The organism is Serratia sp. HRI, assembly GCF_010119335.3.
Taxonomy (GTDB): domain Bacteria; phylum Pseudomonadota; class Gammaproteobacteria; order Enterobacterales; family Enterobacteriaceae; genus Serratia; species Serratia nevei.
In genome coordinates, this window is record NZ_CP083690.1 from 536,008 (window position 1) to 561,180 (window position 25,173).

Genomic DNA, 25,173 nt, shown 5'->3' on the forward strand with positions numbered 1-25,173 from the left:
CACCCTTCGTTATTCTGAGGCCAGCGCCAGGATCTTCTCCTGGTCCGCGTCGTCTTTGTCCAAAATGCCGGTGATGCGGCCGCCGTGCATCACCATTACCCGATCGCTCATGCCGAGGATCTCCGGCAGCTCGGAAGAGACCAGAATGATGGCGACGCCGCGGTTGGCCAGCTCGCTGATCAGGCGGTAGATTTCCGCTTTCGCCCCCACGTCGATGCCGCGCGTCGGTTCGTCGAGGATCAGGATTTTCGGCTGCGCCAGCAGCCAGCGCGCGATCAATACCTTCTGCTGGTTGCCGCCGCTGAGGTTATTGATGATCTGATCCATGGTCGGCGTTTTGATGTTGAGCTTTTTAATCTGATCCATGCAATCTTTGGCCATCTGCACGTGGCTGACGAAACCGTTCTTGCCGATGTATTCCGACAGGTTGACGATGCTCATGTTCTCGACCACCGACAGCACCAGAAACAGGCCGGATTTTTTGCGGTCTTCGGTGAGGAACGCCAGCCCGCTCTCGATCGCCTTCGCCGGGGAATCCACTTTCACCGCCTGGCCTTCGATAAAGATCTCGCCGCCGTCCGCCGGGTGCATGCCGAACAGGCTCTCCATCACTTCGCTGCGCCCGGCACCCACCAGCCCGGCGACGCCGAGGATCTCGCCGCGCTTGACGCTGAACGACACGTCATGGAACCAGCCGCTGCGGCGCAGCCCCGCCACCCGCAGCACTTCCTCGCCGATATTGTTGTTGAATTTGGGGAACATCTGCGTCAGTTCGCGCCCCACCATCATGGTGATCAGCGACTGTTTGGTCAGGTTTGCGGTTTTGTCGCAGGCGATGAAGGTGCCGTCGCGGAAGATGCTCACTTCGTCGGTGATGGCGAAGATCTCATCCATCTTGTGGCTGATATAGATGATGCCTTTGCCCTGCTCGCGCAGTTCGCGAATGATGGCAAACAGGTGCACCACTTCGCCTTCGGTCAGCGCCGAGGTCGGTTCGTCCATGATCAGCACATCGGCGTTGTAGGATACCGCCTTGGCGATCTCCACCATCTGTTGGTTGGCGATGCTCAGCTCGCCCACCAGCGTTTCCGGCTGCAGTTTGATGTTCAGCCGCGCCAGCAGTTCGCGGGTCTGTTCGTTCAGCTGTTCGTGGTTGACGAACCCCAGCCGCGCCGGCTCGCGCCCCAGCCAGATGTTTTCCGCCACCGTCATGTAGGGCACCAGGTTCAGCTCCTGGTGGATCATGGAAATGCCCGAATGCAGCGCCTGCAGCGTGTCGCTGAAGGTGACCGGCCGACCTTTGATTTTGATCGAGCCTTCGTCCGGATGGTAGATGCCGATCAGACATTTCATCAGCGTCGATTTACCCGCGCCGTTTTCCCCCATCAGCGCGTGCACGCTGCCGGGTTTGATTTTAATCGAGACCTTATCCAGCGCTTTGACGCCGGGGAACTGCTTGCTGATGCCTTCGGCCTCAAGAACATAAGGGTACATACCGCTTACCTCCGCACTGACCCACGTTTTCCGCCGCGCTCGCCCCACACCGGCGCCCGCGGCGGGCTTCAAGGCTTATTTCTTGTTTTTATCGGCGAATTGCTGGTAATTGGCCTGGGTGATCAGCTGGTAAGGGATCAGCACGTTGCTCTCCACTTTCTCGCCTTTCACCAGCTGAACGGCGGTCTGCACCGCGCCTTCGCCCTGGCCTTTGGCGTCCTGGAACACGCTCAACGCCAGATCGCCCTTCTTGATGAACTCCAGCGCGTCCGGCGTGCCGTCAACGCCGGCCACCAGCACGCCGGATTTCTTGGCCTGCTTCAGCGCCAAAATAGCGCCGATGGCCATTTCGTCGTTGTTGGAGGCGATGGCATCGATCTGCTGGCCGGACAAAATCCAGTCGGTGGTAACGTCCACCGCCTCTTTGCGGAAGAACTTGGCGGTTTGCTTGTCGACTATTTTGATGCCGGGATAGTTGGCCGCCACCTCTTCCACGCCGCGAGTGCGGTCGCGCGTGGCTTCACTCGACAGCTCACCCATCAGGATCATTACGTTGCCCTTGCCGTTCATCAACTTGGCCAGCGCTTCCATCTGCAGCTTGCCGGCCAGCTTGGAGTCGGAGCCGACGTAGGCCATGCCGGCCGGCAGCGCCACTTCCGGCTTGCGGTTGACGAACACCAGCGGGATCTTGGCCTTCTCGGCCAGCTTAATCATCGGCTTGACGCCCTGGGTATCCACCGGATTCAGGATGATGGCGTCGACGCCCTGGCTGACGAAGTTTTCGATTTGTTGAATTTGCTGCGCGATGTCACCTTTGGCGTCTTCGAACTGGCCGCTGACGTTACCGTCGGCCTTCATTTTGTTTTGCATCGACTGGCGCAGAATGGTGAGGAAGTTGTCATCGAAGTAAGCCATGGAAACGCCGATCTTGATGTCTTTCGCCAACACGCTGGCCGGCAGCATGCACATCAGTACCGAGGCGGCGATCAGTTTCTTCAGCTTCATGTTCGTTACCCTTTAATCGTTAGAATGAAGAGGTCTGTTGGTTGACAGCTAATGAAAAATATTTTTTACATTCAAACAACAATACGGTCGGTGTTATCCCTTTGATACGGCGAATTTACCGCGTTATCGCCGTATAAAGGTCGTTAGGAAAATGGTGATCAAGATCTCAAAACAGATTAAAAACAATCAATTGAAATAAACCCCTGGCACAGAAAACGGCACCTTCAGCGCGTTTTTAAATGTTTATTTCATAATTTAGATTATTGAAACTTTTTAACCCAAACAAGCGAAACATGCATTTTGGAATGGCTTATTAACAAAAACATGACACGGATCTAACAAATGAAATGAAAGCCGCCGGCAAAGGTCCCCCTTTCGTGCGCCGGCAAAAACTGCGAGCGGCCACGCAGTTTGCGGTTTCCGCGTTTCCCGACCATCCTTACTCGGCAATAATGGACATATCCCTATCTCAGGAGGACCTGACATGCAGCTCAGCAGTAAGGTGCGGATGAACCGCCTGTTCAACAACGGCAAGTGCCTGGATGTGGCGATCGATCACGGCATCGCCAACGAACCGGATTTCTTGATCGGCCTGGAAGATATCGAACGGGTGATGGACAACCTGATCGCCGCGCGCCCTGACGCCATTCAGGTCAACTACGGCCAGGCGGATCTGCTGCAGCGCGTGCCGCAGCGCGAAAAACCGGCGCTGGTGATGCGCACCGACGTCGGCAACGCCTATAACGCCGCGCGCCACCGCGAAATGTGGGCGGTGCTGCACAACCCGGAGGCGCCGATCCTCGCGGCGCTGCAAATGGACGCCGCCGCGGTGGTGGTCAATCTGTATATGATCCCGGATGAGCCCGGCATTTTCCGCCAGTGCGTGGAGAACATCGGCCGCCTGCGCCACGCCTGCGATCAATACGCCATGCCGCTGATGATCGAACCACTGGTGATGGCCCCGGCCGGCCAGGGCGCCGCCTACGGCTCGCTCGGCGACGTGGAGAAGATCGTGCCGCTGGTGCGGCTTGCGCGCGAGCTGGGCGCCGACATCATCAAGGCCGACCCGACCGAACGGGTGGAAGATTTCCACCGCGTGGTGGAAGCGGCGCGCTGCCCGACGCTGGTGCGCGGCGGCGGCAAGGGGGAGCTGGGGCCGGTGCTGGAGAAATCCGCCGCGCTGATGGCCCAGGGCGCCTCCGGCATGGTTTACGGCCGCAACGTCTATCAACACAGCAATCCGTCGCAGGTGGTGCGTGCGTTGATGGCAATCATCCATCAGGGTGCCAGCGGCCAACAGGCGCTGGAGATCTACCACCAGCAGTGACCCGCTTTTGTAACTAAAATAAGCCCCCCGCTCCCCGGCAGCATGCTATAACCTGCTGCCGGTAACTGCAGCTTGCCTCATTCCTCGCTAGAATACGCCGTGATATCGCCATTCGGAGAACCGCCATGCCAAAACAACGGGTGCCGCTCAAGCTGAGCACCTCCATCACGCTGATGGTGTCCGCCATCATCGCTTCGGTGCTGCTGGTGGTGTTCGCGCTGTTTTTCGTACAGATGAGCCGCGAGGGGCAAGATCAGCTGCAGCAGAAAGCCATCGCCGTCGCCAATACGCTGGCGCTCTCCAGCACGGTGGTTGACGGTCTGCAGCGGCGCGACCAAAGCGGCGCCATTCAGCGCTTCGCCGAGCAGGTGCGCCATCAAAACGAGCTGCTGTTCGTGGTGGTGGTGGATATGCAGGGCATCCGCTATTCGCACCCCAAACCCTGGCTGATCGGCAAGCATTTTATCGGCGACGATCTGGCGCCCGCGCTGCAAGGCAACGTCAACAGCGCCATCAACCGCGGCACGCTGGCCCCGGCGCTGCGGGTGTTCGTGCCGGTGTATGACGCGCAGAAACAGCAAATCGGCGTGGTGGCGCTCGGCATCGCGCTGGATACCGTGCAGCGGGTGGTGGCGGAAAGCCGCTGGATCATCTATTGGACCATCGCCTTCGCCGCGCTGGTCGGCAGCCTGGGCACCTTCTTCCTGGTCTCCGCACTCAAGCGCATCATGTTGGGTTTCGAGCCTTACGAAATCTCCAACCTGTTCGAACAGCGCAACGCCATGCTGCAATCGATTAAAGAAGGCGTGATCGCGGTCGATAATGAATCCCGCATCACCATCGTCAACGACGAGGCCAAGCGCCTGCTGCGCCAAAGCGGCCCGGTGGAAAACCTGCTGCTGGAAGCCGCCAGCAAGCATTGGCCGGCGCAGCTGCATCTGGCGGAGGTGCTGGGCAGCGGCAAACCGCTGCGCGATCGGCAGATCAACTTCAACGGCAGCGAACTGCTGACCAATACCGTCCCGGTGATCGTCAACGGCCAGGTGACCGGCGCCATCGCCACCTTCCGCGACAAGACCGAAGTCAGCCGCCTGCTGCAGCGCCTGAGCGGCATGGCGCACTACGCCGATGCGCTACGGGTGCAGTCGCACGAATTTATGAACAAGCTGCACGTGATACTCGGCATGCTGCACATGAAGGCCTACCAGCAGTTGGAAAACTACATCATCAATACCGCCAGCAACTATCAGGAAGAGATCGGCGCGCTGCTGCGCAAGATTCACTCGCCGGAAGTGGCGGGCTTCTTCATCGGCAAGATCAGCCGCGCCCACGAAGCCGGCGTTGAGCTGACCATCGAGGAAACCAGCCTGCTGCCGGAAACCGACGATGCGGAAACCACCCATGTGCTGATCAGCGTGCTCGGCAACCTGATCGAAAACGCCATCGACGCCATCGACGGCGTTGAGGGCCACGAGATCGGCCTGAGCTTCCATCACCACGACGATCAATTACACTGTATCGTCAGCGACGACGGCCCCGGCATCGATCCGGCGATCGGCGCGCGCATCTTCGAACACGGATTTTCTACCAAGGGAACGGGACGCGGCATTGGCCTGGCGCTGATCCGCAGCCATCTGGAGAAACTGGGGGGCAGCATCGATTTCGAATCCGAACCGGGCGAGCTGACCCAATTTTTCGTGCACCTTCCCTATCAGGCCAAGAGCAGAACCCATGATTAACGTACTGATTGTCGACGACGACCCGATGGTGGCAGAGCTGAACAAATACTACCTGAGCCAGGTCAGCGGTTTTCACTGCCAGGCGACGGTCGCCACTCTGAGCCAGGCGCGCGCCCTGCTGGCCGACGCCAGCGTCAGCATCGATCTGGTGCTGCTGGATATCTACATGCAGCAGGAGAACGGGCTGGATCTGCTGCCCGGCCTGCGCGAACTGGGCGAGAAGACCGATGTGATCATCATCTCTTCCGCCAGCGATGTGAACACGGTGCAAAAGGCGCTGCACTACGGCGTGGTGGATTACCTGATCAAGCCGTTCCAGTTCAGCCGCTTCAAAGAGGCGCTGAGCCACTACCGGCAGCAGTCGCAGCTGCTGGCGCAGCGCGAGTTTTCGCAAGCCGACGTCGACAGCCTGCTGCGCCGCCAGCCCGGCGGCCAGGAGAGCAAAAAGCTGCCGAAGGGCCTGACCAGCATCACCCTGAGCACGGTCTGCGAGTGGATAGAACAGCAGCACGACAGCGAATTCTCCACCGACAACCTGGCCAACGCCATCGGCATTTCGCGGGTGTCCTGCCGCAAGTACCTCATCTATCTGGCGGAGAGCGGCATTCTCGGCACCCGTATTTTGTACGGCGCCACCGGCCGCCCGGTCTATCTGTATCAGCTGAAGCCGGACGCGATCGCCATGCTGAAAGAGCATTGCCGCCCGGCATAAACGACGCCGGGCGCTGCAAGCGCCCGGACGTTGAAAGCTAGAAGTTGTGCATGTAACACTTCGCCTCGCGGTGAGGATCTTTCGAGTGTCTCCGCAGGCAGCGCTGCTTTTTCTGCTGCTGCTCCAGGTGACGCTGCTGCCGCTTGGCGGCTTCTGCGGCCTCGCGCTGCTGCTCACGCGCGATCGCCTGCTCATTGGCCTGCGTCAGGCTGTCGACATTCCACACCTTGTGGCGCAGCGCGCTGCGTTTTTTCTGGTACTCCTCGGGGACTTTATTGTCCTTCGGCGGCGCCGCGTGGTATTCCAAATCCACCCGCGCCTGCGCAAAGCAGGCGCAACACAGGGCCGCGCCGACCAACACTAGCCTTTTCATCGATAAACTCCTGACAAATCCCTGTTCTCATCTTTAGCAATTCAGCGGCCGGCCATTCAGCCAGGCGCGGCAATAAACGCCGACAAACGGCCGATGCGGCCCCGTCAGAGACGTCCGCCGCAGACGCAGCGACAGGCAGCGGACGATATCGGCACCCTGCTCACAGGCCGATCGGGCGCTCTGATGCCCCTGCGCGGAAGGTCTCGCCGCTTCCTGCGTTTGCAACCGGATTTCCAACGCTTCCCGCTCCGCACGCAGCAGCGCCAGCTGCACGCGCTCCGCCTGAATCTGTTCAGCCAACCAAACATGCTGTAACAAGCCATCCAGCCGCGCCGGACACCCCGCCGCAGAGGGACTTTCCGTCGAGGCGCCGGGCGAGGAATGGCGATCGATGAACGCCTGACTGCAAAATGAGGCCAGCAGCGCCAGCGCCGCAGCGATTAACGAAGGTAGTTTCAATACACAAGCTCCATGAATAAGCCGACTGGGGCGCGCCGCGAAAAACGACGCAGAGAACCGTTCAACAGCCGTTGAGTGAAGACACCTGAGGCTCCGCGGGATCGGGCGCATGTTGCCCTCCCGTCGCCGGCGCTTTCGCGTTTTCGGCATCGCATTCCGCCAGACGCGCCAAGGTTTCGGCCTCATTCTCCGTGGGCGGGGTCGGCTCAGCCATCTCTTGTCGCAGGCCATGCGCCAGCTCTTTCAATTTCTTCTGAAACAGCACGGGAGAAATTCCCTCGCATTGCCGATCGTAACGGGCCGCATTTGCTTGCAGACTCAACAACGACATTATCAATATGGCGACAATACGCTTTGCCATTGAAAACTCCTGTAAGGATGTCTGGGTATGTTGATATATATTCAACAAGCAGAGATTCATCGTTTAAAGATAAATAACGCATCGGAAAAACAGAGTAGCGAATTAATAATAAACCGTTCCACAATATCTTTGAGATAACGTCTGCCGCCCCGCCGAATAAAGATCGGCGGTTAGCGCCCCCCTATTTTCGACCAGTCCAGCGTACCGCCGATACCGACCCGGCCTTCATTCAGCACGGCAGCGGCGGATTCGCCGGCGATAATGCGCTGTTTCTGTTCTCGCGTTGCGGGCTGCGGTGTCCCCCAATTCCCCCAGTGAGTGGAGGAGGATGAGGATGAAACAGTGGGGTGAATGGCACTGCATCCGTTTAATACAAGACACAATGCCAGAAGAGAATTACGCCATGTCATACTATTTCCCTTAAAATAACGCTATTGGTAGTGACGGTAAATGAAAAACGAGTTTATTTAGTTTAATAACTTTCGCCGCATGCAATCGCCTGCGACAACAAGAATACGCAAGTGTTAATCACCCGTTATTTTAATTAACCTGAATCAAACAAATATCGTTCAATAAGACAACGCTAATCGCAGAAATGGGCCAGCAGGCTCAGCGCACTTCCGAGTGCGCTGGGATCTTACTCTTCGCCGTCCGGCTGCCAGGCCAGCAGATCGCCGGGCTGGCAGTCGAGAATGCGGCAGATCTTGTCCAGCGTTTCCAGCCTGACTCCCTTGACCTTGCCGTTTTTCAACAGAGACAGGTTTTGCTCGGTGATCCCCACCTGCTCCGCCAGCTCCTTTGAACGCATCTTCCTTTTGGCCAACATGACATCAAGACTTACGATTATTGCCACTCTATTCTCACACGAAAGAAAGCTGTTCTTCATTCAGCCGCAACGCTTCCAGAAATACCCGGCTAAATACCAGGATTGCGCAGCCTACGATCAGCGAGCGCACCGACTCGCTATTGACGCCATAATAAAGGATAAACAGCATTTTTTCATCGGCGGTCAATACCATTACCTGCAGCAGACCGGCTAACGACGGGAACAACACATCGACGATCAGCAAGATGCCAATGATCTGCAACAGCACCATATTGTTGCGATGCCACACGTTGCCGCGGAAGAATTGATAAAACAGCCCGGCGCCGCACAGCAGCGCGCTGTAATAGGGCAAATAACCGAGCATGTCGATAACCAGCGTGGCGAACAGCGCCCAGCGTTGCTGCGGGATCGCGTAGGCGAGCAGCTCCGGGTAATATTCCCGGTAAGAGGCGACGATATCGCGATAGGCTACGCCCTGCAGCCAGTCCCGCACGATGATGAACATCTCAACGCCGGTGCTGACGATCAGCATCGCCATAATGAGCAAACACAGACAACGCACATACAGCGGCAGATGGATCCTTGGCGCAGCGCCCATAATTTTCTATCCCTTAATCAACAGCAATAAATTATCGTAAAACGATAATTTATTGCTGTAAATGATCAAGTGGACTGATGAGTCAGGCGATGGTCGCCAACGCGCGAACAATAAAAAAGGCCGGGCTAACCCGACCTTTGTTTGACCGCTCGACGCGCTTAGACCAGTTCGATCACGTCGAAGTTGGCTTCGCCGCTCAGATCGGCATCGTAATCAACGCCCTGCAGACCGAAGCCGAACAAGCGCAGGAATTCCGCCTTGTAGCCCTGGTAATCCGTCAGTTCGTTGATGTTGCTGTCGTTCAGCTGCTGCCAGATTTCACGGCAGGTTTCCTGCACTTCGTCGCGCAGTTCCCAGTCATCCAGGCGCAGACGGTGTTTCTCGTCGGTATCCGGCGCCGCACCGCTGTACAGCTTGGTGGCGAACAGACGCTGGATCTGCTCGATGCAGCCTTCGTGAATGCCCTGCTCCTTCATGATCTTGAACACGATGGAGATATACAGCGGCATCACCGGAATGGCGGAAGAAGCCTGCGTCACCACCGACTTGAGCACCGCAACGTAAGCCGCGCCCCCTTTGGCCTGCAGCTTCTGGTTGATGGCGTGCGCCGCGCGATCCAGATCTTCTTTCGCCTTGCCCAGCGTACCGTGCCAATAGATTGGCCAGGTCAGATCGGTACCGATGTAGGAGTAAGCGACAGACTGCGCGTTATCCGCCAACACGCCCGCTTCGTCCAGCGCGTCCATCCACAGCTGCCAGTCCTGGCCGCCCATCACCTTCACGGTGTCGGCGATTTCTTGCTCGTTGGCCGGCTCGACCACGGCCTCAACCAGCACGTCTTTGTTGGTGTCCAGCGCGACGGATTTGTACGGCTCGCCGATCGGCTTCAGTGCGGAACGCACCACTTCGCCGGTTTCCGGCATCTTACGCACCGGCGAAGCCAGCGAGTAAACCACCAGGTCAACCTGACCCAGGTCTTTCTTGATCAGATCGATAACGGTCTGACGGCACTCATTGGAAAATGCGTCGCCGTTGATGCTTTTCGCGTACAGGCCTTCTTCTTTAGCTGCCTTGTCGAAACCGGCGGAGTTGTACCAACCGGCGGAACCGGTTTTGCCTTCGCTGCCAGGCTTCTCGAAAAATACGCCGATGGTGGCCGCACCGCTGCCGAAAGCGGCATTGATGCGCGAGGCCAGACCGTAACCGGTGGATGCACCAATGACCAGCACCTTTTTAGGCCCGTTTTTCAGTTCGCCGCGCGACTTAACGTAGGCGATTTGCTCACGGACGTTGGCTTCACAGCCTGCCGGGTGAGCGGTGGTGCAGATAAAACCACGAATTTTAGGTTTGATAATCATAGTAATTTTTTCTTGGTAGCTAAAAACCGAAGGACAATATACCTGATTTTCTCGATATACTTAAGAAAGTGCGAAAACAAGCGCAGTGAACAGACCAGTTTAGTCGAGGGATCAGGGTTGCCCAACTCCGCATCGTGATACCTTCACGCGCCGCGCTTCGCACCCTCAGCGCGTTCAAGCCTTCCCTCTTCAAATCAGCAAAAGTTGATCATGCTTCTGGCGTTGCGTTATGGTATGGCTGTTTTTTGGTCGAAATCCAGGGAAGATAAAATCACCAGGAACAGTAATGGAACCGACTTTATATTATATTCTTTCTACTCTCGCTGCCGCAGCCTGCCTGGCCGTGAAATACGGCTTCAGACCGCCTCAGGGTTCCAAGGGGTATGTTGTTCTGGTTACGATATGCTTTTTAATCCTTTGCTGGCAATTTACCCTTTTTGCCAGCGGCAACGCGATGTTTATTGCTGACTCTGAAACATGGACCAAAGAAAATTGGCCTCTACGCTACTGTGCGTTGGGGTTTGCTCTTGCACATACCTTCGCCACTTTCGAATCCTCCAGAAGAAAGAAAAAAGACAAACTTTCCTGAAGTCGTCACCACCAAATGAAACGCCATTTGGTGGTGACAAGGTAGAGCCATTACGCCTTGTTCTTTTCCAGCTGCTCAATCAGCGTGTAACGCAGCGATGAGGCATCAGCCGGTACGTTCTCCACCGGAGTGACGCGCACTTTCAGCCGATACTGATAGCCGGGTTCAAAAGTGAAGCCCTCGATACCGGTATAGAACAACTCCCACGGCTGCTGCGCGGAGCGGCGCACCTGCATGCACTTCATCGGGGCGACGCCCACGCAGTCCACCAGCGCGCTGTTCACCAGCAACACTTCCGTTTGGCCGCCTTTCTCGTTTGCGGGCTGATTCATCGAGGTTCCCTCCTGGCTGCAGCCGGCCAGCGCGGCCAACGCAACAAATAACAACGCTTTAATTTTCAATGTACTGCACCAATAGTCATCTAGGTTGCGCGATCCTAACAAATTGGCCGGGTGAATTGAACCTTGCTTCGTATCGCAGGAGTGACATTATTCGTTCGCGTTTATTCTCCAAACTCATGCATTACTGGAAAGAGTTCATGACGGTACGCTGTCATTTTTATCATCGGCATCAATGAGAAAACCGGTGATGCGAATTAAAAACCAGCGCCAGATCCAAAAGTTCGATTTTCGCTCTGGTGGCCACATTGGCCAAGCATTGAAACATCTCCCCACGTCCGTTATGTTACAACCATAAGAATTTCGAGGGATTGAAGTGAACAACACAGAGATAAATGAAATGAGAAAAGACAGCATCCATATACGCATACTCTCTTTTTTCTTTGAATTTTTCTATCAGTTAATCGGGGGAATTGGGTTTCTATTGTGTATCTATTTTTTCTTTAGCTTCGACACGATAACTCAGCGCGTCGTTGCCATTTTATCGACAATAGCAATATTTTGTATCATTTGCTGGCTCGGCGACACCCTCATCAAAAAGCTACGAGGTTATTGATGTTATCAGACCGACGAGTGACGGCTATGATTCATGAATAGCAGCGTAAGGCTGGCGACCTTTATGCAGGCCGTACTAATCTAAGCGCCAGTGAAATGCTCTTCATGGTCTTCTGTGAAGAGACGGCGCACCAGTTAGGTATCGAGGATTTGGGGGCTATTGTTGCTGTTGTGTCAGGTTTAAACGTTTCAAAAACACGTGGCAAATTTAGAGGGAACATCAAAGATACATCATATGCATCTCGAGGCGCTCGCAAGGTATTCGGAAAAAAAACGTTCCCTGGCAATGTGAAATTACCATCTGTAGTAGGTGGGTATCCCCCATCCACTATGCGGATCATCCTTACGCGAAAGATGGGAACATTTGTCGGACGCGCAGTGCCCGTCGTTGGTTGGATAATTATTGCCAAAGATATAACAGAAATAGCATTTCGTTCTGTGACCAGGTACAACAGCATTGCAAGGGGTAATGATAAATTATGGTAACTGACGAGGAAGTTTTGGCGTTTTTCCGAGATGAACTCTCCACGCCAGTATCTTGGGCAGGAAAAGTCGAACACCTAGAATTGGATACCCCACTCCAAGACTACGCCGAAGGTGATGAACTGCCATATGCAATTAATGACTACGATAAAAAGTTCGGCGTTGACGTCTCTATCATCGATATGTCTATCTATTACCCATGGGAAAATTTGTCCCTCCGTGAGCGCTGGTTTAAATATAAAAAAGCAGATGTAAATAAGACCAGAAAACCTCTAACCGTCAGAATGTTTGCTGAATCGGCAAAAGCGGGCCGATGGTTGTATTAGGCTGGCATACGCCGGCCATCTTCATCAATAAGCCTTCCATGCAGAGAACACCAGCGGATCGCCGAATGCATAGCGCCTGTGTTCAACCATCGAGTTGTACGGCATATACACTTGGTGGCACGTATCAACATCCCCCCTGGCTCGAAACACCTTAGCGCGCCAGCTACAGCCTCTGGGTAGTTTAGGGCTAACGTGGTGTTGCTGGTCGCGTTCTGAAAGTATTGGTCAATATGCCCAAGGCAAGAGGGAAAGACTTTGCGCAAAAACTGCTGGGGCATTCATCAGAAACGATGACGTTGAAATATCTCAACACGAGGGGAGAAGGCGGACGTCATGCTGCAAAAGACCGAATATCAAAATTCGAGTAAATTTCGAGTGATTTCGATTTTTCAGAAAAAAATACTTATAAATCAATTACACAAAAAAAGACCGAATACGATTCCTATATTCGGTCTAGGGAAATGGCTCTTGGGAGAGAGCCGTGCGCTAAAAGTTGGCATTTAATGCAGGGCTTGTTCAGCCGTGCTCTTTAAGAGTAGCCTACCGCGCCAGTTTTGCCAGCCGCCCGGCGGCCGCGTGATAGTTTCGTGACGAAATAACTATGCGGCAAAGGCGCATCAATCCGCGCGCGCTGGGCAAGGCGTTGGCAAACAAGCGGTTAGTCAGCGCACAGCTTCTCGGCGCGTTCAATGAACGGCGCCAGGCTCATTTTTTTCCCCGGTTCGGCAGGGTCGTCCAGCAGGAGCACCTCCAGCGGTTGCGCGCGCTGATGGCCCTTCTTCACCTGCTGCTCCGCTGCGTCGTTGAGCGGGTATTGCATCAGAGTGCTGTTGTTGAGCACGAACAGCGCGCCGCCGCTGCGGCACTGCAGCGTCACTTCTTCCTTGGTGAACGCCCACTGTTTGCCGTATTCCAGTTTGGTGATGTTCACCAGTTTGTCTGCCGCCAGCGCGCCGGTCGCGGTTGCCAGCAGCGTAATGCCGAGTAATACCGATTTCATGTGTTGGCCTTAAGGTTGCTATTCACGTCGATTTTCCCGCAGCTTGCCCGGTTGCGGCAAGCCGAAATGTCAAACCGGCGCATAGGTTGCAAATAAACTGACCAGCAGCAGCACCGCCATCCCCAGCCCCACTTCGAGCCAGCAGGCCAGCACCACGCCGCGCTGCGCCAGCGCCGGCACGCGGCTCATTGCCGGCACGATGGCATAGCGATTGGCCAGCGCCACCATTACCATCAGCGCCACCAGCGCGGTTTTGATCAGCAGCAGGCGCTGATAAGGCGAGCCGAGGTTGAGCGGCCAACCGCCGAGAATGATCAGGCTGTTGACGATGCCGGTGACGATCACCGCCGCCACCGCCAGGTGCCCCCAGCACGAGAAACGGATCAGCGTGGTGATGGCGTCGCTGCGCCACTGCGGCGGCTGCAGGTAACGCAGGCAAACCAGCAGCGGCGCCAGGCAGCCGAACCAGTAGCCGGCGGCCAGCAGGTGCACCGCATGGTTGGCGCGGTGCAGCGCGCCCAGCGTGCCTTCGTGCATCGCCGCGTGGCCGATGAACGCCAGGCTGACCAGCAGCAGCGCCGAACACAGCGCCAACGCCTGCGCGCGCGGCCTTTCCGGCAGCAGCAGGCTCAGGATCGCCAGCAGCGACAGGCCCAGATGCCAGCGCCACACTTCGCCGAAGGTGGTGCCGAGCACCGCCCACCAGACCTCCAGCCGCCAGGCGTCTTCCCAACCGTCGCCCATTTGCCCGGCCTGAATGGCCAGCAGCGCCACGGCGGAAAGCCCGGCAATCAAGGTGCCGGCAAGCAGCAGCGGGCGCACATCGCGGGAGAGGATCGGGGAGAGGCGCTGCGGTGACAGTAAGGCGGTGAACAGGCTGATGCCGAACATCAGCATCACCGCCGCAAAGTGCACCAAGCGACACAGAACGAACAGGGTCGCCAGACTCACGATCAGTTTACGGTGAAGCTGTACTGGCCTTTGGTTTTATGCCCGTCGACCGACACCACATGCCAGCTGACGTTGTATTTGCCCGCGCTCAGCTCGCCTTCGATCGGCACATTGACCTGGGTGTTGTTGTTCGGATCGAGCTGCAGCTTGCCGGTTTTCACCACGGCGTTGTCCGGGCCGGTGATTTTCACGCCGCTGAAGTTCGGCTCGATGCCTTCGGAGAAGCTGAGGGTCAGCGCTTTCGGCGCCGGGCTGACGCTGGCGTCGGCCTTCGGCGTTTGCACTTTCAGGTGGGCGTGCGCCAGCGCTTGCTGCGAAGACAGGCCGACGAACAGGACAAAAACGGTGGAAAGCAGGCGACAGGAGGAACGAATTTTACCGATCACAGTGGTATCCCTTAACAGTATAAAGAGGGTCATAAGGGTTAAGGCCACAGCCAAGGCGATGTATCAGCGGCCCCAACCCACCGCAAATGATTGCGCCACGGGTAAACAGAAAAACGGGTTGTATCGGCTAACCCGCTGTTTTGACTCTACCATCCCTGTAGCGTATCGCGGTAAATCATAACGACCACGCTGCGGCAAGTCGAGCGCATCACTGGCATTTTGCGATCCGGCAGCACGTATCGCCGCATAACCGCGATAAACGCAGGGTAAAAAAAACCGCGCGTCAGGCTCGCCCGCGCGCGGTTTTCGGTGTTCTGATGCGGATTAAGCCTGGCCGTTGCCGCCCTGGCCCATCGCGCCCATTTTCTTCAGATCTTTGTCGATGAAGAACAGGCCTTTGCCGCTGGTGCCCACCAGCGCCAGCTTATCCAGCACGGATTTGAACAGTTTCTCTTCTTCGTGCTGCTCCGCCACGTACCACTGCAGGAAGTTGAAGGTGGAGTAATCATGTGCGGTCATGGCGGCGTGCGCCAGTTCGTTGATCTGACGGGTGATCAGCTGTTCGTGTTCGTAGGTCTGCTGGAACACGTCCGCCAGCGATTCGAACGTCACCGGCGGTGCGGCGATGCTGCCCAGCAGCGGCAGAGAGCCGGTGTCGCTCAGGTAGTCGAACAGACGTTGCATATGCTGCATCTCTTCCTGAGAGTGCTCTTTAAGAAATGCGGCGGCGCCTTCAAAGCCTTTATCGCTGCACCATGCGCTCATCTGCAGGTACAGGTTGGCGGAGTAGAACTCCAGATTCAGTTGCTCATTCAGCTTTTGAGTCATTTCTTGCGTCAGCATAATGATTCCTTTTATTTTGCAGGTCATGAATTTAATTTTCGCGCATTATGCCCTGCTGCCGCAAAAATAAAAACACCTTATTTACACTCAAATCACATTAATTATAAAAACCATACATATCAACAAATTAAAATAATTTAATTACATTAAGAATTAACATGATAATTATTTTCATCTTTTATTCCAATCAAAAAGCGAATCATTCTTATTTAAAAGAATAAATAGATTGCATTACTCCCGGACAAATATCGCCCACGGTAGCGGCGCAACGGGCTTGCCAAGCGCCGCCGGGTGGATTACCTTCTGCGCAGGTTCAAAGCGGTAAAGTAAGGAGCATAGCGTGGGTTACAATCTGGCCGAGCTGTCTAAAGAAGAGATGGACCGGGTGAACGTGGATCTCGCCGCCTCAGGCGTGGCGTACAAAGAGCGCTACAACATGCCGGTGATCCCGGAAGTGGTGGAGCGTGAGCAGCCGGAAGCGCTGCGCGACTATTTTCGCGAGCGCGTGGCGCACTACCGCGCGGAATCCCACAGGTTTTCGCGCCTGCCGTACGAGCCGAAGGTCAAATAACAAAAAACCCGCCGTTACGGCGGGTTTTTTTACGTCACTTGCCGGCGAACCGGTCGGTGGCGATCATCAGCTGGTGCAAGATGCCCGGTTCATCGAACGAATGCCCCGCTCCTTCCACGATATGCAGTTCCGCTTCCGGCCAGGCCTTGGCCAGATCCCAGGCGTTCTGCACCTGGCAGGCCATATCATAGCGGCCGTGGACGATCACCGCCGGGATATGGCGGATCAGCGGCACGTTGCGCAGCAGCTGGTCATCGCTCTCCAGGAAGCCCAGATGGGTGAAATAGTGGTTTTCAATGCGGGCGAACGCCAGGGCGAAATCGTCCTCGCCGAACGAAGCGGATTCGCGGCTCGGCAACAGCGTGACCGTTTCCCCTTCCCACACGCTCCACAGCTTGGCCGCTTCGAGCTGCACCTGCGGATCGGCCGAGGTCAGCCGCTGCCGGTAGGCGGCGATCACGTCTTTACGCTCGTCATCCGACAGAATGGACAGCACGCGCGCCCATTTGTCCGGGAAGAAGCGTGAAGCGCCGTCCTGGTAATACCAATGCAGCTCCTGCTTGCGCAGGGTGAAGATGCCGCGCAGCACCATTTCACTGACGCGCTCAGGGTGAGTCTGCGCATAGGCGAGCGCCAGCGTCGATCCCCAGGAACCGCCGAACACCAGCCATTGATCGACGCCGGCCATGTCGCGCAGCCGCTCGATATCGGCCACCAAATGCCAGGTGGTGTTGTTGTCCAGGCTGGCGTGCGGACGGGAGCGGCCACAGCCGCGCTGATCGAACAGCAGCACCTTGTAACGTTCCGGATCGAACAGCTGACGATGATGCGGGGAGATGCCGCCGCCCGGCCCGCCGTGAATGAAGACCGCCGGTTTGCCGTTCGGGTTGCCGCTCAGCTCCCAGTAGATCCGGTGGCCATCCCCAGTGTCCAGCCAACCGCTGTCGTATGCTGCTAACGGCGGGTACAAACCTCGTAATTGTTCCATGGCGCTTTCCGTCTCTCTGTGAGTCATGCTTTCATCAAAGCGGAAGCCGCCCGGCAGGTCAACGGTAAAACCCGAAAACTCGAACGCGCGCCGAGAACTCGGCGCGCGTTTGCTCAAAATCACAACGACCTGCCTGCAAAATGCCCACAGGTCCGATCGGTTGAGGGGCACATTCGCCCCCCGGCGGGACTCAATTAGCCACCTTTGCGCATATGCGGCTCACGCATCTCCTGTGCGGTTTTCGCCTCGATGCTCAGCTCCGCCGTCGGGCGCAGCAGCAGGCGCGCCAGCCCGATAGGTTCGCCGGTTTCCCGGCAGTAGCCGTACTCGCCGTTCTGCAATCGCGCCAGCGCCGCATCGATTTTCGGCAGCAGGCGGCTTTCGCGATCCAACTGGCGGAACAGCAGGCGCAGATCCTCTTCGCGCGCCGCCTTGTCGGCTTCATCGCCCGTCGCTTCGCCGCCGTCGATATCCTTTTTCAGCTCATCGATGTGCAGCAGCAGCTTTTGCCGCTCATCCTTCAGCAGCTGGCGGAAAAACGCCCGTTGAACCGAGTTCATATAATCAGAATCCGGCATGGCCAGCAGTTGCTGCGCATCCGGTAACGTCATGACTGTCATTGCGCTCTCCCAACACCAAAAGTGTAACATTATAACATAATATTTATTTTTAGCACCCGGTCATCCAAAAACAAAATTTCATGCACAAACAGCCGGTTAACCTAAAGCTGCACTTTGCCGCTTGCATCCTCTTGGCTTTAGGCGGTTAATGGCTGAGCAAGCCACCCAATCATAGGTAACGAGAGGCCATCATGAGTAAGGGAATGGATAGCAAAAAGAATGCGAAGAAGAAGCCGTTGAAAACCCCAGCTGAGAAACGTGCGGAGAAACGCGCCAAAAAAGCGCATCCGTCTGGTGAGTAAGCGTCCTTCCATCCGTCATTAAACCCGCCAAGGCGGGTTTTTTATTGCCTCACTGGAGAGATGGCCGATGTCCTGCCTCACCCTTGCCGCCGCCCAATACCCCGCTGCAGCGGCCAATATCGCCTGCAACCTTGAACGTCACCTTGAATTTGTTGCGCAGGCAGCAGCTCAGCAGGTGCAGCTGCTGGTTTTTCCCGAGCTGTCGCTGAGCGGCTATGAGTTGGCCAATGCTGCCGAACTGGCGCTGACGCTGGACGATCCTCGCCTGCTGCCGCTCAGTGCAGCGGCGCAATCACGGCAGATGACAATCATCGTCGGCGCGCCTTTGCGCAGTGGCCCGGCATTGCATATCGCCGCCTTGATCTTTCACCCCAACGGCGCATTGACTACCTATACCAAACAGCATCTGCACGGCGCGGAACAGCAATACTTCGCGCCCGGCGATGGCGGCTCGTTGCTGGAACTCCATCACCACAACATCGCGCTGGCTATCTGTGCCGATACTTCGGAGCCCGACCACGCGAGCGCCGCCGCACGGGCGGGTGCGCACATTTATGCCGCCGGCGTGCTGGTATCTGAAGCCGGTTACGCGAAAGACAGCGCAGCGCTGGCAGACTATGCCCGGCGTTACGGTATGGTCACGCTGATGGCCAACCATGCGGCACCGACCGGTGGCTGGATCCCGGCAGGCCGCAGCGCCATCTGGGATAACACGGGAGCGCTCCTGGTTGCCGCGCCGGATGACGCCTCAAGTCTGATCATCGCCGACAAGACTTCCGACGGTTGGCACGGCCGCCGGTGCCGGTTAAGCTGAGGGCTGACGGCAACGCGGAGGAAAACATGACGTTACGCGTAATAGATACCGAGACCTGCGGGCTGGACGGCGGCGTGGTAGAAGTGGCCTCCCTCGATCTGCTCGACGGTCAGTTAACCAACCCGATGAGCGATCTGGTCAGCCCGGATCGCCCCATCAGCCTCGACGCGATGGCGATTCATCACATCACCGAGCAAATGGTGGAAGGCAAACCGCGCATCGCGGTGGCGATCGGCCGCTATCAGGGCAGCCCCTACTACGTGGCGCACAACGCCGCTTTCGATCGCGGCGTGCTGCCGGAGATGAACGGCGCCTGGATCTGCACCCTCAAGCTGGCGCGCACGCTGTATCCGGACATCAAGTACGGCAACCAATATCTGCGCTACGCGCTGAACCTGGACGTGCAGCTACCGGCAGACGCCACGCTGTACCCGCACCGCGCGCTGTATGACTGCTACGTCACCGCCGCGCTGCTGCAACGCATCATCAAGGATTCGGGCTGGACGCCGGAGCAAATGGTGCAGATCACCGAACAACCGGTGCTGCTGAAGAAGTTCAAATTCGGCAAGTATCGCGGGCAGGAGATCGATCGCATCGCCCAGGAAGACCCCGGCTATCTGCGCTGGATGCTGAAATCCATCGACGATCTGAGCCCGGACATGAAGCACACGCTGAAATACTATCTGATTGGCTAACAAGGCGGGCGGCGCTGGCCGCCCGCCGTTCGTCGTTACTCCGCCAGCGCCAGAATGAAGGCGTACTCCAGCGCAATATCCTCATAGGCCTTGAAGCGCCCGGACTTGCCGCCGTGGCCTGCATCCATGTCGGTATACAGCAGCAGCTGCCGATCGTCGGTTTTCAGCTCGCGCAGCTTGGCCACCCACTTGGCCGGCTCCCAATACTGCACCTGCGAATCGTGCAGGCCAGTGGTCACCAGCAGATGCGGGTATGCCTGCGCCTTCACCTGATCGTACGGGCTGTACTGCTTGATGTAGTCGTAATAGGCCTGCTCGTTCGGGTTGCCCCACTCGTCGTATTCGCCGGTGGTCAGCGGGATCGACTCGTCCAACATGGTGGTCACCACGTCGACGAACGGCACCTGCGCCACCACGCCGTGGAACAGCTGCGGCGCCTGGTTGATCACCGCCCCCATCAGCAGGCCGCCGGCGCTGCCGCCCATGGCGAACACCCGCTTGCCGTCGCCGTACCCTTGGGCGACCAGCGTTTCGGTCACGTCGATAAAATCGTTGAAGGTATTCTGCTTGTTGAACAGCTTGCCGTCTTCATACCACAGCTGCCCCAGCTCGCCGCCGCCGCGAATGTGCGCCAGCACGAACACAAAACCGCGATCGAGCAGGCTCAGGCGGCTGGCGCTGAACGCCGGATCCATGCTGCTGCCGTAGGAGCCGTAGCCGTACACCATCAGCGGGTTGGCGCCGCGCTGGAAGCTGTCCTGGCGATACACCAGCGAAACCGGCACCTCGACGCCGTCGCGCGCCTTCACCCACACTCGCTCGCTGCGGTAGTTTTCCGGCGTGAAGTTCTTCACTTCCTGCTGCTTGAGCATCGTCCGCTCGCCGCTGTCCATGTTCAGCTCGTACAGCGTGGTCGGGGTGGTCATCGACGAATAGCCGTAGCGCAGCAGCGCGGTCTCCGGATCCGGGTTATACGCCAGCCAGGTGGTGTAAGTCGGATCGTCGAAGGCGATGCGCTTCTCTTCGCCAGTCTGCCAGTGGATCTGGCGCAGCAGCGTCAGGCCGGCGCTGCGCTCCTCCACCACCAGCCAGTCGCGGAACAGGCTGAAGCCCTCCAGCATCACGTCGGCGCGCGGGGCGATCAGCGTCTGCCACTGCGCTTCGTCCGCCTGTTCGCTTTGGTACAGGCCGAAGTTCTTGCCGTCCTTGTTGGAGCGGATGTAGAAATGCTGGTGATAGTGATCGATGGCGTATTCGTGATCCTTGCGGCGCGGCACGAACAGCTGCGGCTTGGCGTCCGCACGATCGGCGTCCAGCAGCAGGATCTCCGAGGTGGTGGTGCTGCTCAGGTGGATCAGGATAAAGCGCTCGGAGGTGGTCTTCTCCAGCCCGACGTAGAAAGTATCGTCCCGCTCTTCGTAAATCAGCTCGTCCTGCTGCGGATCGCTGCCCACCACGTGACGATAGACCTGATACGGCAACAGCGTCTTGGCGTGCTTGCGCACGTAGTACACCGTCGAGGAGTCGTTGGCCCACTCGAAGCTGCCGGAGGTGTTCTCCAGCACTTCGTCCGCCCAGCTGCCGTCGGCCAGGTTCTTGAAGCGAATGTCATACTGGCGGCGCGACAGGAAATCCTCCGCCACCCCCAGCCGCTGGTTGTCGGGGCTGACGTCCAGCCCGCCCAGGGTGTAAAACTCGTGGTTCTCGGCGCGCTGGTTGCCGTCGATAAGCACTTCCCAGTGCTCGCTCTCGGCCTGCGGCTGGCGCACGGAAATCGCGTATTCGTTGCCCGGCTCATAGCGCGTCTGATAGCGATAGCCGTGGCGCACGTAAGGCACCGAATGTTCCTGCTGCGGAATGCGCGCCACCATCTCTTCGTACAGGGTTTCGCGCAGCGCCTGCTGCGGTTTCAGCATCGCATCGGTGTAGGCGTTCTCCGCCTGCAGGTAGTCCAGCACCTGGCGGTCTGCGCGCTCGTCGTCGCGCAGCCAGTAATAGTCATCCACGCGCGTGTCGCCGTGGATGGTGATGGGATAAGGGCGTTTTTCCGCTTTCGGTGGGGTCATCATTGCTAAATCATCCGCTTACATAGATTGCGGCAAGAGTGACACGATTCCCCCCGGCTTGCCAAGCGGCGCTATGCCAGCTCGCGTTTTTTCTCGTTGACGTCGCTCTCGATGCCCTGCTTGACGTCCGCCGGGATCTTCAGCGCCTGCGCCAGCGCATCGAGGTAGCCGCGCTCCATAAAGTGGTCGACGTCAATCACCAGGCAGCTCAGATAGTAAACCTCCAGCGCCTCGTCTTCGTTTTGCACGCTGCGGGCGATCAATTCCGGGTTGAGCGGCTGATCGAGCGCTTCCTGCACCCAGCCCTGCGCCTCCTCCCCCACCTGCAGCTGCGCCAGGCTGTGATCGATGGCGCGCTGCTCGTCGGCATCGATATGGCCGTCGCTCTTGGCGGCGAACACCAGCGCCTGCACCAGGCGTTTGGCGCGCAGATCCACCGGCGTGGTTTGCAAACCGAACCTCGGTTCGCCCTGATGGGTCTCCTTCACCCGCTGCTTGTACTTGTTCCACAGCACCGCCCCCACCGCCGCGCTGCCGCCGACGATCAGCGCATTCTTGCCGAACTTGCCCACCAGCTTGCGCGAGGATTTGTTGGCCAACAGCACGCCGACCAGGCCACCCAGCGCCGTGGGCGCCAGCAGCTTGCCGATGCCTTCCGCTCCGCCCATCGCGCCGGCCTTCTGACCGATCAACGTTTGAATCTGCTGCATCCAGTTACTTTTCATCATCTACCCCTTGCGTGAAAAAGCGCGGCGCGCAGGCGCGGCCGAACCGATGGTAAACCGCCAGATTAGGGGAACTTTTGTCAATTTACGTCTGGGGGATGCAAACCTGTGTTTAGCGGTTCGGCGGGCCGGGCGGCCCGCCGGGATGAGCTGCGGCGTTACGCTTCTTCGTCGCCAGCTTCGTCGTCCTGCTCGTACTCCGCCAGCTCGTCGCGCATCGCCTGGATGGCGTCGCGGGTCATCAGTGCCAGCGTGCGGTAGAAAGCGGTGGTGGCGTGCGCTTCCACTTTGCCGAGGAAGCGGCCGCACCATGGCAGCAGGAACTCGTCGAACAGGGCAATCTGCGCCTGCGCTTCATCTTCCTGCGACTGATCTTCCAGCCAGGACGCCGCCAACAGTAGCTGGCCGAAATGGTCGGCCGGCGCCTCCGCCAGCGGCATGCCGCGCTGCTGCAGGAAGGTGCGCACTTCCGCCTCGCTGGCGCCTTCGACGTAGTCGGAGCGGAACGGCGACACGCTGCATTCGCTGCCGACGAACATCGCGTTGAAGTCGGTCGCCAGCTGGTTGACGTCGCAGCCCTGCTGCAGGCGCTTCAGCAGGTCATCCTGCTCCAGCGGCCAGTGCTGCTGCAGCTTGCCCTCTTTGATCAGCGCGAACAGCGGCACCAGCAGCGGATCCTGCGGCTGACGGTAGAACAGCGTACCCAGCACGCGGCAGACAATGGAAAACTCATTCATGATAATGCCTTATACAATACGGAAAATTTTGCCGGGACGATGTCACAAATCAGCCAGTTCCGCAATCGCCGGCTTGCCGCGCCGCTCGAGAAAGTCCAGCAACCGGCGCGGGCTAACGTTGAGAATGCGCTCCTGCGGGAAGCCCACCTCTTCGATAATGCGCTCGCAGTGCTCAAAGTTACCCAGCGAAAAGGCGACGTGCGAATCCGAGCCCAGCGCCAGCCAGCCGCCGGCATCGCGCACCGCGGCGGCGATCGTCCGGCAGTTGGCCTCGCTGCCCTTGCGGGAGTGGGTGAACGACGAGTTATTCAGCTCCAGCGCCACCTCGTATTTGGCCGCCGCCGCCGCGACGGCGGGAATGTCGATCGGGTAGCGCGGGTTGCCGGGGTGGCTGATGATATGCACGTCCCCCTGCGCCATTGCGGCGATCATCGCTTCAGTATTGGACGCTTTATCCTGCGGCGCAAACACCGGCTCATGGAAACCGGCGATGATCACGTCGGTGGCGGTCAACATCGGGCCGGTGCAGTCGATGTCGCCCTGAAGGTTTTTGATGTTGGCTTCGATGCCGCGCAAAATGCCCACGCCGTTCACCAGGCGCGGCCACACGTGCATGTTCATAAAGTGCCAGTAGTGCGGCGCATCGGCCATGTCCGGGCCGTGATCGGTGATGGCGAACAGCTTGATGCCCTTCTGCTGGGCTTCGGCGATGTAATCGTGCAGCGTGCTGTAGGCGTGGGTGCTGGCGACGGTGTGCATATGCAAATCAACGGGGTACATTGTTTCTCCTTCCAGAGGGCCCGCCCGCAAAGGTACGGACAGGCGCGATGACGATAACAGCTTATCAGTTACCGAACGGCGGCTGAAGGATCAGTAACCCCGCTGCCTGTCGACCACGCCGGCCGGGGCATACCCCGCCTCCAGCGCGCGGATGTTGGCGACGATCTGATCCATCGCCTGCTGCGGCAACGTGATGGCAGCAATATGCGGGGTAATGGTGACACGCGGATGACGCCAGAACGGGTGATCCTGCGGCAGCGGCTCGCGGGCGAACACGTCCAGCGTGGCGGCGGCCAGTTGCCCTTGATCCAAGGCCGTCAGCAGATCGGCCTCCACCAGATGCGCGCCGCGCGCGATGTTGATGAGATAGGCACCCGTGCTCAACTGCGCGAACAGCTCGCGGTTGAGGATGCCGACGGTCTCCGGCGTATTGGGCAGCAGGTTGATCACCAATTTGACGCCGTCGAGGAAGGCCGCGCGCTGCGCCTCTCCGGCGAAGCTTTGCACGCCATCGATCTGTTTGGCGCTGCGGCTCCAGCAGCGCACGCTAAAGCCAAACTCGGTCAGCTTGCGCGCCACGCTCTGCCCCAGCACGCCGGCGCCGAGAATGCCGATGGTGAAATCATCCAGCGAGTGTGGATCGAGCGGCTGCCACTCCTGCCGCTGCTGCAGCGCCTGATACTCGTCGAAACGGCGGAAATAGCGCAGCACATAGCTCAGCGCATACTCCTGCATCTGCTGCGCCATGCCGGTATCCTCGAGCCGCAGCAGCGGCACGCCGGCGGGCAGCGTGCCGGGGTGCTTGCGCTCCTGATCGAGGATCGCGTCAACGCCGGCGCCGAGGGCGAACACCGCTTTCAGATCGCAGCGGTTGGCCAGCATCTCGTGCGGCGGGCGCCACACCAGCGCGTAATCGGCCGGCCGCTCGTCGCCGCGCTGCCACTCGCGGATCTCGGCCTGCGGCAGGCGTTGTTTGATGCCGGCCAGCCATTCCTGGGCGTTAAACAAGGGGTGGTAATAAATGATGTTCATACTGCGGGCTCCCGTTTGTTTTTATTGGTTTTCCTCCAGCCTTCCGCGATTCGCCGCCGG

The 25,173-nt window shown here is 58.1% G+C and carries 28 protein-coding genes and 1 pseudogene; 9 read left to right on the forward strand and 20 right to left on the reverse strand.

Going from position 1 to position 25,173, the window contains the following annotated elements:
• Positions 1–9: 9 nt before the first annotated feature.
• Both GF111_RS02630 and GF111_RS02635 read right to left on the reverse strand, forming a co-directional pair.
• Complete coding sequence (locus GF111_RS02630; protein ID WP_038875672.1) at positions 10–1,494, reverse strand: sugar ABC transporter ATP-binding protein; 1,485 nt, start codon at positions 1,492–1,494, stop codon at positions 10–12.
• 75 nt (positions 1,495–1,569) lie between these two features.
• The gene (locus tag GF111_RS02635) at positions 1,570–2,499 is read right to left on the reverse strand and encodes a sugar ABC transporter substrate-binding protein (RefSeq protein WP_033642730.1); all 930 of its coding nucleotides are present in this window, start codon (positions 2,497–2,499) and stop codon (positions 1,570–1,572) included.
• A 484-nt stretch (positions 2,500–2,983) separates the two neighbouring features.
• On the opposite strand from GF111_RS02635, the gene GF111_RS02640 reads away from it, so the two are divergent.
• The 3 genes from GF111_RS02640 to dcuR all read left to right on the forward strand — a co-directional run bounded on the left by GF111_RS02640 (position 2,984) and on the right by dcuR (position 6,277).
• On the forward strand, positions 2,984–3,826 hold the full coding sequence (locus GF111_RS02640; RefSeq protein WP_147191798.1) for a class I fructose-bisphosphate aldolase: 843 nt from the start codon (positions 2,984–2,986) through the stop codon (positions 3,824–3,826).
• Positions 3,827–3,951: 125 nt separating this feature from the next.
• Positions 3,952–5,565 (forward strand): sensor histidine kinase, encoded by a 1,614-nt coding sequence (locus GF111_RS02645; protein ID WP_038875676.1) that lies wholly within the window; start codon positions 3,952–3,954, stop codon positions 5,563–5,565.
• Entirely contained in the window at positions 5,558–6,277 is a 720-nt protein-coding gene (gene dcuR / locus GF111_RS02650; RefSeq protein ID WP_038875679.1) for a two-component system response regulator DcuR, read from the forward strand. Before GF111_RS02645 ends, dcuR begins: the two co-directional genes overlap by 8 nt.
• Positions 6,278–6,314: 37 nt before the next feature.
• Here the strand turns inward: dcuR and GF111_RS02655 are convergent, their stop codons facing one another.
• The 6 genes from GF111_RS02655 to fabV all read right to left on the reverse strand — a co-directional run bounded on the left by GF111_RS02655 (position 6,315) and on the right by fabV (position 10,252).
• Positions 6,315–6,650: a hypothetical protein gene (locus tag GF111_RS02655; RefSeq protein ID WP_147191800.1), complete on the reverse strand. Its 336-nt coding sequence runs from the start codon at positions 6,648–6,650 to the stop codon at positions 6,315–6,317.
• Between the two features lie 33 nt (positions 6,651–6,683).
• Positions 6,684–7,109 (reverse strand): hypothetical protein, encoded by a 426-nt coding sequence (locus tag GF111_RS02660; protein ID WP_049193395.1) that lies wholly within the window; start codon positions 7,107–7,109, stop codon positions 6,684–6,686.
• 61 nt (positions 7,110–7,170) lie between these two features.
• Positions 7,171–7,470: a hypothetical protein gene (locus GF111_RS02665; RefSeq protein ID WP_038875685.1), complete on the reverse strand. Its 300-nt coding sequence runs from the start codon at positions 7,468–7,470 to the stop codon at positions 7,171–7,173.
• Between the two features lie 637 nt (positions 7,471–8,107).
• Positions 8,108–8,323 carry a helix-turn-helix transcriptional regulator gene (locus tag GF111_RS02670; protein ID WP_025302459.1) on the reverse strand — a complete coding sequence of 72 codons (216 nt, stop codon included), beginning with the start codon at positions 8,321–8,323 and terminating at the stop codon, positions 8,108–8,110.
• Positions 8,324–8,330: 7 nt separating this feature from the next.
• Positions 8,331–8,894: a DUF2975 domain-containing protein gene (locus GF111_RS02675; protein WP_033642723.1), complete on the reverse strand. Its 564-nt coding sequence runs from the start codon at positions 8,892–8,894 to the stop codon at positions 8,331–8,333.
• 158 nt (positions 8,895–9,052) lie between these two features.
• A complete protein-coding gene (gene fabV, locus GF111_RS02680; protein WP_055312137.1) occupies positions 9,053–10,252 on the reverse strand; it encodes an enoyl-ACP reductase FabV in 1,200 nt (399 codons plus the stop codon).
• Positions 10,253–10,538: 286 nt separating this feature from the next.
• Between fabV and GF111_RS02685 the strand changes: the two genes are divergently transcribed.
• The gene (locus tag GF111_RS02685) at positions 10,539–10,841 is read left to right on the forward strand and encodes a hypothetical protein (protein ID WP_047727769.1); all 303 of its coding nucleotides are present in this window, start codon (positions 10,539–10,541) and stop codon (positions 10,839–10,841) included.
• A 50-nt stretch (positions 10,842–10,891) separates the two neighbouring features.
• On the opposite strand, the gene GF111_RS02690 is transcribed toward GF111_RS02685, so the two are convergent.
• Complete coding sequence (locus GF111_RS02690) at positions 10,892–11,242, reverse strand: DUF4377 domain-containing protein (RefSeq protein ID WP_033638116.1); 351 nt, start codon at positions 11,240–11,242, stop codon at positions 10,892–10,894.
• A 615-nt stretch (positions 11,243–11,857) separates the two neighbouring features.
• Between GF111_RS02690 and GF111_RS02695 the strand changes: the two are divergent.
• Positions 11,858–12,280: pseudogene (locus tag GF111_RS02695) on the forward strand (STM2901 family protein); the annotation flags it as partial.
• Positions 12,274–12,603: a DUF1493 family protein gene (locus tag GF111_RS02700; RefSeq protein WP_038875697.1), complete on the forward strand. Its 330-nt coding sequence runs from the start codon at positions 12,274–12,276 to the stop codon at positions 12,601–12,603. The pseudogene GF111_RS02695 and the gene GF111_RS02700, both read left to right, overlap by 7 nt.
• 658 nt (positions 12,604–13,261) lie before the next feature.
• Here GF111_RS02700 and GF111_RS02705 read toward each other — a convergent pair.
• The 4 genes from GF111_RS02705 to ftnA all read right to left on the reverse strand — a co-directional run bounded on the left by GF111_RS02705 (position 13,262) and on the right by ftnA (position 15,783).
• On the reverse strand, positions 13,262–13,603 hold the full coding sequence (locus tag GF111_RS02705; protein ID WP_025302452.1) for a YebY family protein: 342 nt from the start codon (positions 13,601–13,603) through the stop codon (positions 13,262–13,264).
• Between the two features lie 69 nt (positions 13,604–13,672).
• On the reverse strand, positions 13,673–14,554 hold the full coding sequence (copD, locus tag GF111_RS02710; RefSeq protein WP_147191661.1) for a copper homeostasis membrane protein CopD: 882 nt from the start codon (positions 14,552–14,554) through the stop codon (positions 13,673–13,675).
• 2 nt (positions 14,555–14,556) lie between these two features.
• Positions 14,557–14,940, reverse strand: coding sequence for a CopC domain-containing protein YobA (gene yobA / locus GF111_RS02715; protein ID WP_038875845.1), 384 nt, complete (start codon positions 14,938–14,940; stop codon positions 14,557–14,559).
• A 324-nt stretch (positions 14,941–15,264) separates the two neighbouring features.
• Positions 15,265–15,783, reverse strand: coding sequence for a non-heme ferritin (ftnA, locus tag GF111_RS02720; RefSeq protein WP_038875847.1), 519 nt, complete (start codon positions 15,781–15,783; stop codon positions 15,265–15,267).
• Positions 15,784–16,123: 340 nt separating this feature from the next.
• On the opposite strand from ftnA, the gene GF111_RS02725 reads away from it, so the two are divergent.
• On the forward strand, positions 16,124–16,354 hold the full coding sequence (locus tag GF111_RS02725) for a DNA polymerase III subunit theta (protein WP_033638067.1): 231 nt from the start codon (positions 16,124–16,126) through the stop codon (positions 16,352–16,354).
• Positions 16,355–16,388: 34 nt separating this feature from the next.
• Here the strand turns inward: GF111_RS02725 and pip are convergent, their stop codons facing one another.
• Together pip and dksA are read right to left on the reverse strand one after the other, a co-directional pair.
• On the reverse strand, positions 16,389–17,342 hold the full coding sequence (pip, locus tag GF111_RS02730) for a prolyl aminopeptidase (protein WP_038875880.1): 954 nt from the start codon (positions 17,340–17,342) through the stop codon (positions 16,389–16,391).
• A 194-nt stretch (positions 17,343–17,536) separates the two neighbouring features.
• On the reverse strand, positions 17,537–17,962 hold the full coding sequence (gene dksA, locus GF111_RS02735) for an RNA polymerase-binding protein DksA (protein ID WP_080491292.1): 426 nt from the start codon (positions 17,960–17,962) through the stop codon (positions 17,537–17,539).
• A gap of 369 nt (positions 17,963–18,331) precedes the next feature.
• Here dksA and GF111_RS02740 point away from each other — a divergent pair, with 369 nt between their 5' ends.
• Both GF111_RS02740 and exoX read left to right on the forward strand, forming a co-directional pair.
• Positions 18,332–19,078 (forward strand): carbon-nitrogen hydrolase family protein, encoded by a 747-nt coding sequence (locus tag GF111_RS02740; protein ID WP_147191473.1) that lies wholly within the window; start codon positions 18,332–18,334, stop codon positions 19,076–19,078.
• A 26-nt stretch (positions 19,079–19,104) separates the two neighbouring features.
• Positions 19,105–19,773: an exodeoxyribonuclease X gene (gene exoX / locus GF111_RS02745; RefSeq protein WP_004928833.1), complete on the forward strand. Its 669-nt coding sequence runs from the start codon at positions 19,105–19,107 to the stop codon at positions 19,771–19,773.
• A gap of 35 nt (positions 19,774–19,808) precedes the next feature.
• On the opposite strand, the gene GF111_RS02750 is transcribed toward exoX, so the two are convergent.
• The 5 genes from GF111_RS02750 to ghrA all read right to left on the reverse strand — a co-directional run bounded on the left by GF111_RS02750 (position 19,809) and on the right by ghrA (position 25,113).
• Positions 19,809–21,842: a S9 family peptidase gene (locus tag GF111_RS02750; protein WP_047727774.1), complete on the reverse strand. Its 2,034-nt coding sequence runs from the start codon at positions 21,840–21,842 to the stop codon at positions 19,809–19,811.
• 68 nt (positions 21,843–21,910) lie between these two features.
• Complete coding sequence (locus tag GF111_RS02755) at positions 21,911–22,564, reverse strand: tellurite resistance TerB family protein (protein WP_048233870.1); 654 nt, start codon at positions 22,562–22,564, stop codon at positions 21,911–21,913.
• Positions 22,565–22,722: 158 nt separating this feature from the next.
• Positions 22,723–23,301, reverse strand: coding sequence for a molecular chaperone (locus tag GF111_RS02760; RefSeq protein ID WP_038875853.1), 579 nt, complete (start codon positions 23,299–23,301; stop codon positions 22,723–22,725).
• 42 nt (positions 23,302–23,343) lie between these two features.
• Positions 23,344–24,081: a phosphatase gene (locus GF111_RS02765; protein ID WP_038875855.1), complete on the reverse strand. Its 738-nt coding sequence runs from the start codon at positions 24,079–24,081 to the stop codon at positions 23,344–23,346.
• Positions 24,082–24,171: 90 nt separating this feature from the next.
• Positions 24,172–25,113: a glyoxylate/hydroxypyruvate reductase GhrA gene (gene ghrA, locus GF111_RS02770; RefSeq protein ID WP_147191471.1), complete on the reverse strand. Its 942-nt coding sequence runs from the start codon at positions 25,111–25,113 to the stop codon at positions 24,172–24,174.
• Between the last annotated feature and the right edge of the window lie 60 nt (positions 25,114–25,173).

What these genes read in the sequence shown, in the direction of transcription:
- GF111_RS02640 (WP_147191798.1), top strand. Translation starts at nt 2,984, where the DNA reads ATGCAGCTCAGCAGTAAGGTGCGGATGAACCGCCTGTTCAACAACGGC.
- GF111_RS02655 (WP_147191800.1), bottom strand. Translation starts at nt 6,650, where the DNA reads ATGAAAAGGCTAGTGTTGGTCGGCGCGGCCCTGTGTTGCGCCTGCTTT.
- dcuR (WP_038875679.1), top strand. Translation starts at nt 5,558, where the DNA reads ATGATTAACGTACTGATTGTCGACGACGACCCGATGGTGGCAGAGCTG.
- GF111_RS02750 (WP_047727774.1), bottom strand. Translation starts at nt 21,842, where the DNA reads ATGATGACCCCACCGAAAGCGGAAAAACGCCCTTATCCCATCACCATC.
- GF111_RS02630 (WP_038875672.1), bottom strand. Translation starts at nt 1,494, where the DNA reads ATGTACCCTTATGTTCTTGAGGCCGAAGGCATCAGCAAGCAGTTCCCC.
- GF111_RS02755 (WP_048233870.1), bottom strand. Translation starts at nt 22,564, where the DNA reads ATGAAAAGTAACTGGATGCAGCAGATTCAAACGTTGATCGGTCAGAAG.
- dksA (WP_080491292.1), bottom strand. Translation starts at nt 17,962, where the DNA reads ATGACAGTCATGACGTTACCGGATGCGCAGCAACTGCTGGCCATGCCG.
- GF111_RS02665 (WP_038875685.1), bottom strand. Translation starts at nt 7,470, where the DNA reads ATGGCAAAGCGTATTGTCGCCATATTGATAATGTCGTTGTTGAGTCTG.
- GF111_RS02765 (WP_038875855.1), bottom strand. Translation starts at nt 24,081, where the DNA reads ATGTACCCCGTTGATTTGCATATGCACACCGTCGCCAGCACCCACGCC.
- ghrA (WP_147191471.1), bottom strand. Translation starts at nt 25,113, where the DNA reads ATGAACATCATTTATTACCACCCCTTGTTTAACGCCCAGGAATGGCTG.
- GF111_RS02675 (WP_033642723.1), bottom strand. Translation starts at nt 8,894, where the DNA reads ATGGGCGCTGCGCCAAGGATCCATCTGCCGCTGTATGTGCGTTGTCTG.
- GF111_RS02740 (WP_147191473.1), top strand. Translation starts at nt 18,332, where the DNA reads ATGTCCTGCCTCACCCTTGCCGCCGCCCAATACCCCGCTGCAGCGGCC.
- pip (WP_038875880.1), bottom strand. Translation starts at nt 17,342, where the DNA reads ATGGAACAATTACGAGGTTTGTACCCGCCGTTAGCAGCATACGACAGC.
- ftnA (WP_038875847.1), bottom strand. Translation starts at nt 15,783, where the DNA reads ATGCTGACGCAAGAAATGACTCAAAAGCTGAATGAGCAACTGAATCTG.
- GF111_RS02645 (WP_038875676.1), top strand. Translation starts at nt 3,952, where the DNA reads ATGCCAAAACAACGGGTGCCGCTCAAGCTGAGCACCTCCATCACGCTG.
- GF111_RS02700 (WP_038875697.1), top strand. Translation starts at nt 12,274, where the DNA reads ATGGTAACTGACGAGGAAGTTTTGGCGTTTTTCCGAGATGAACTCTCC.
- GF111_RS02760 (WP_038875853.1), bottom strand. Translation starts at nt 23,301, where the DNA reads ATGAATGAGTTTTCCATTGTCTGCCGCGTGCTGGGTACGCTGTTCTAC.
- fabV (WP_055312137.1), bottom strand. Translation starts at nt 10,252, where the DNA reads ATGATTATCAAACCTAAAATTCGTGGTTTTATCTGCACCACCGCTCAC.
- exoX (WP_004928833.1), top strand. Translation starts at nt 19,105, where the DNA reads ATGACGTTACGCGTAATAGATACCGAGACCTGCGGGCTGGACGGCGGC.
- GF111_RS02705 (WP_025302452.1), bottom strand. Translation starts at nt 13,603, where the DNA reads ATGAAATCGGTATTACTCGGCATTACGCTGCTGGCAACCGCGACCGGC.
- GF111_RS02635 (WP_033642730.1), bottom strand. Translation starts at nt 2,499, where the DNA reads ATGAAGCTGAAGAAACTGATCGCCGCCTCGGTACTGATGTGCATGCTG.
- GF111_RS02685 (WP_047727769.1), top strand. Translation starts at nt 10,539, where the DNA reads ATGGAACCGACTTTATATTATATTCTTTCTACTCTCGCTGCCGCAGCC.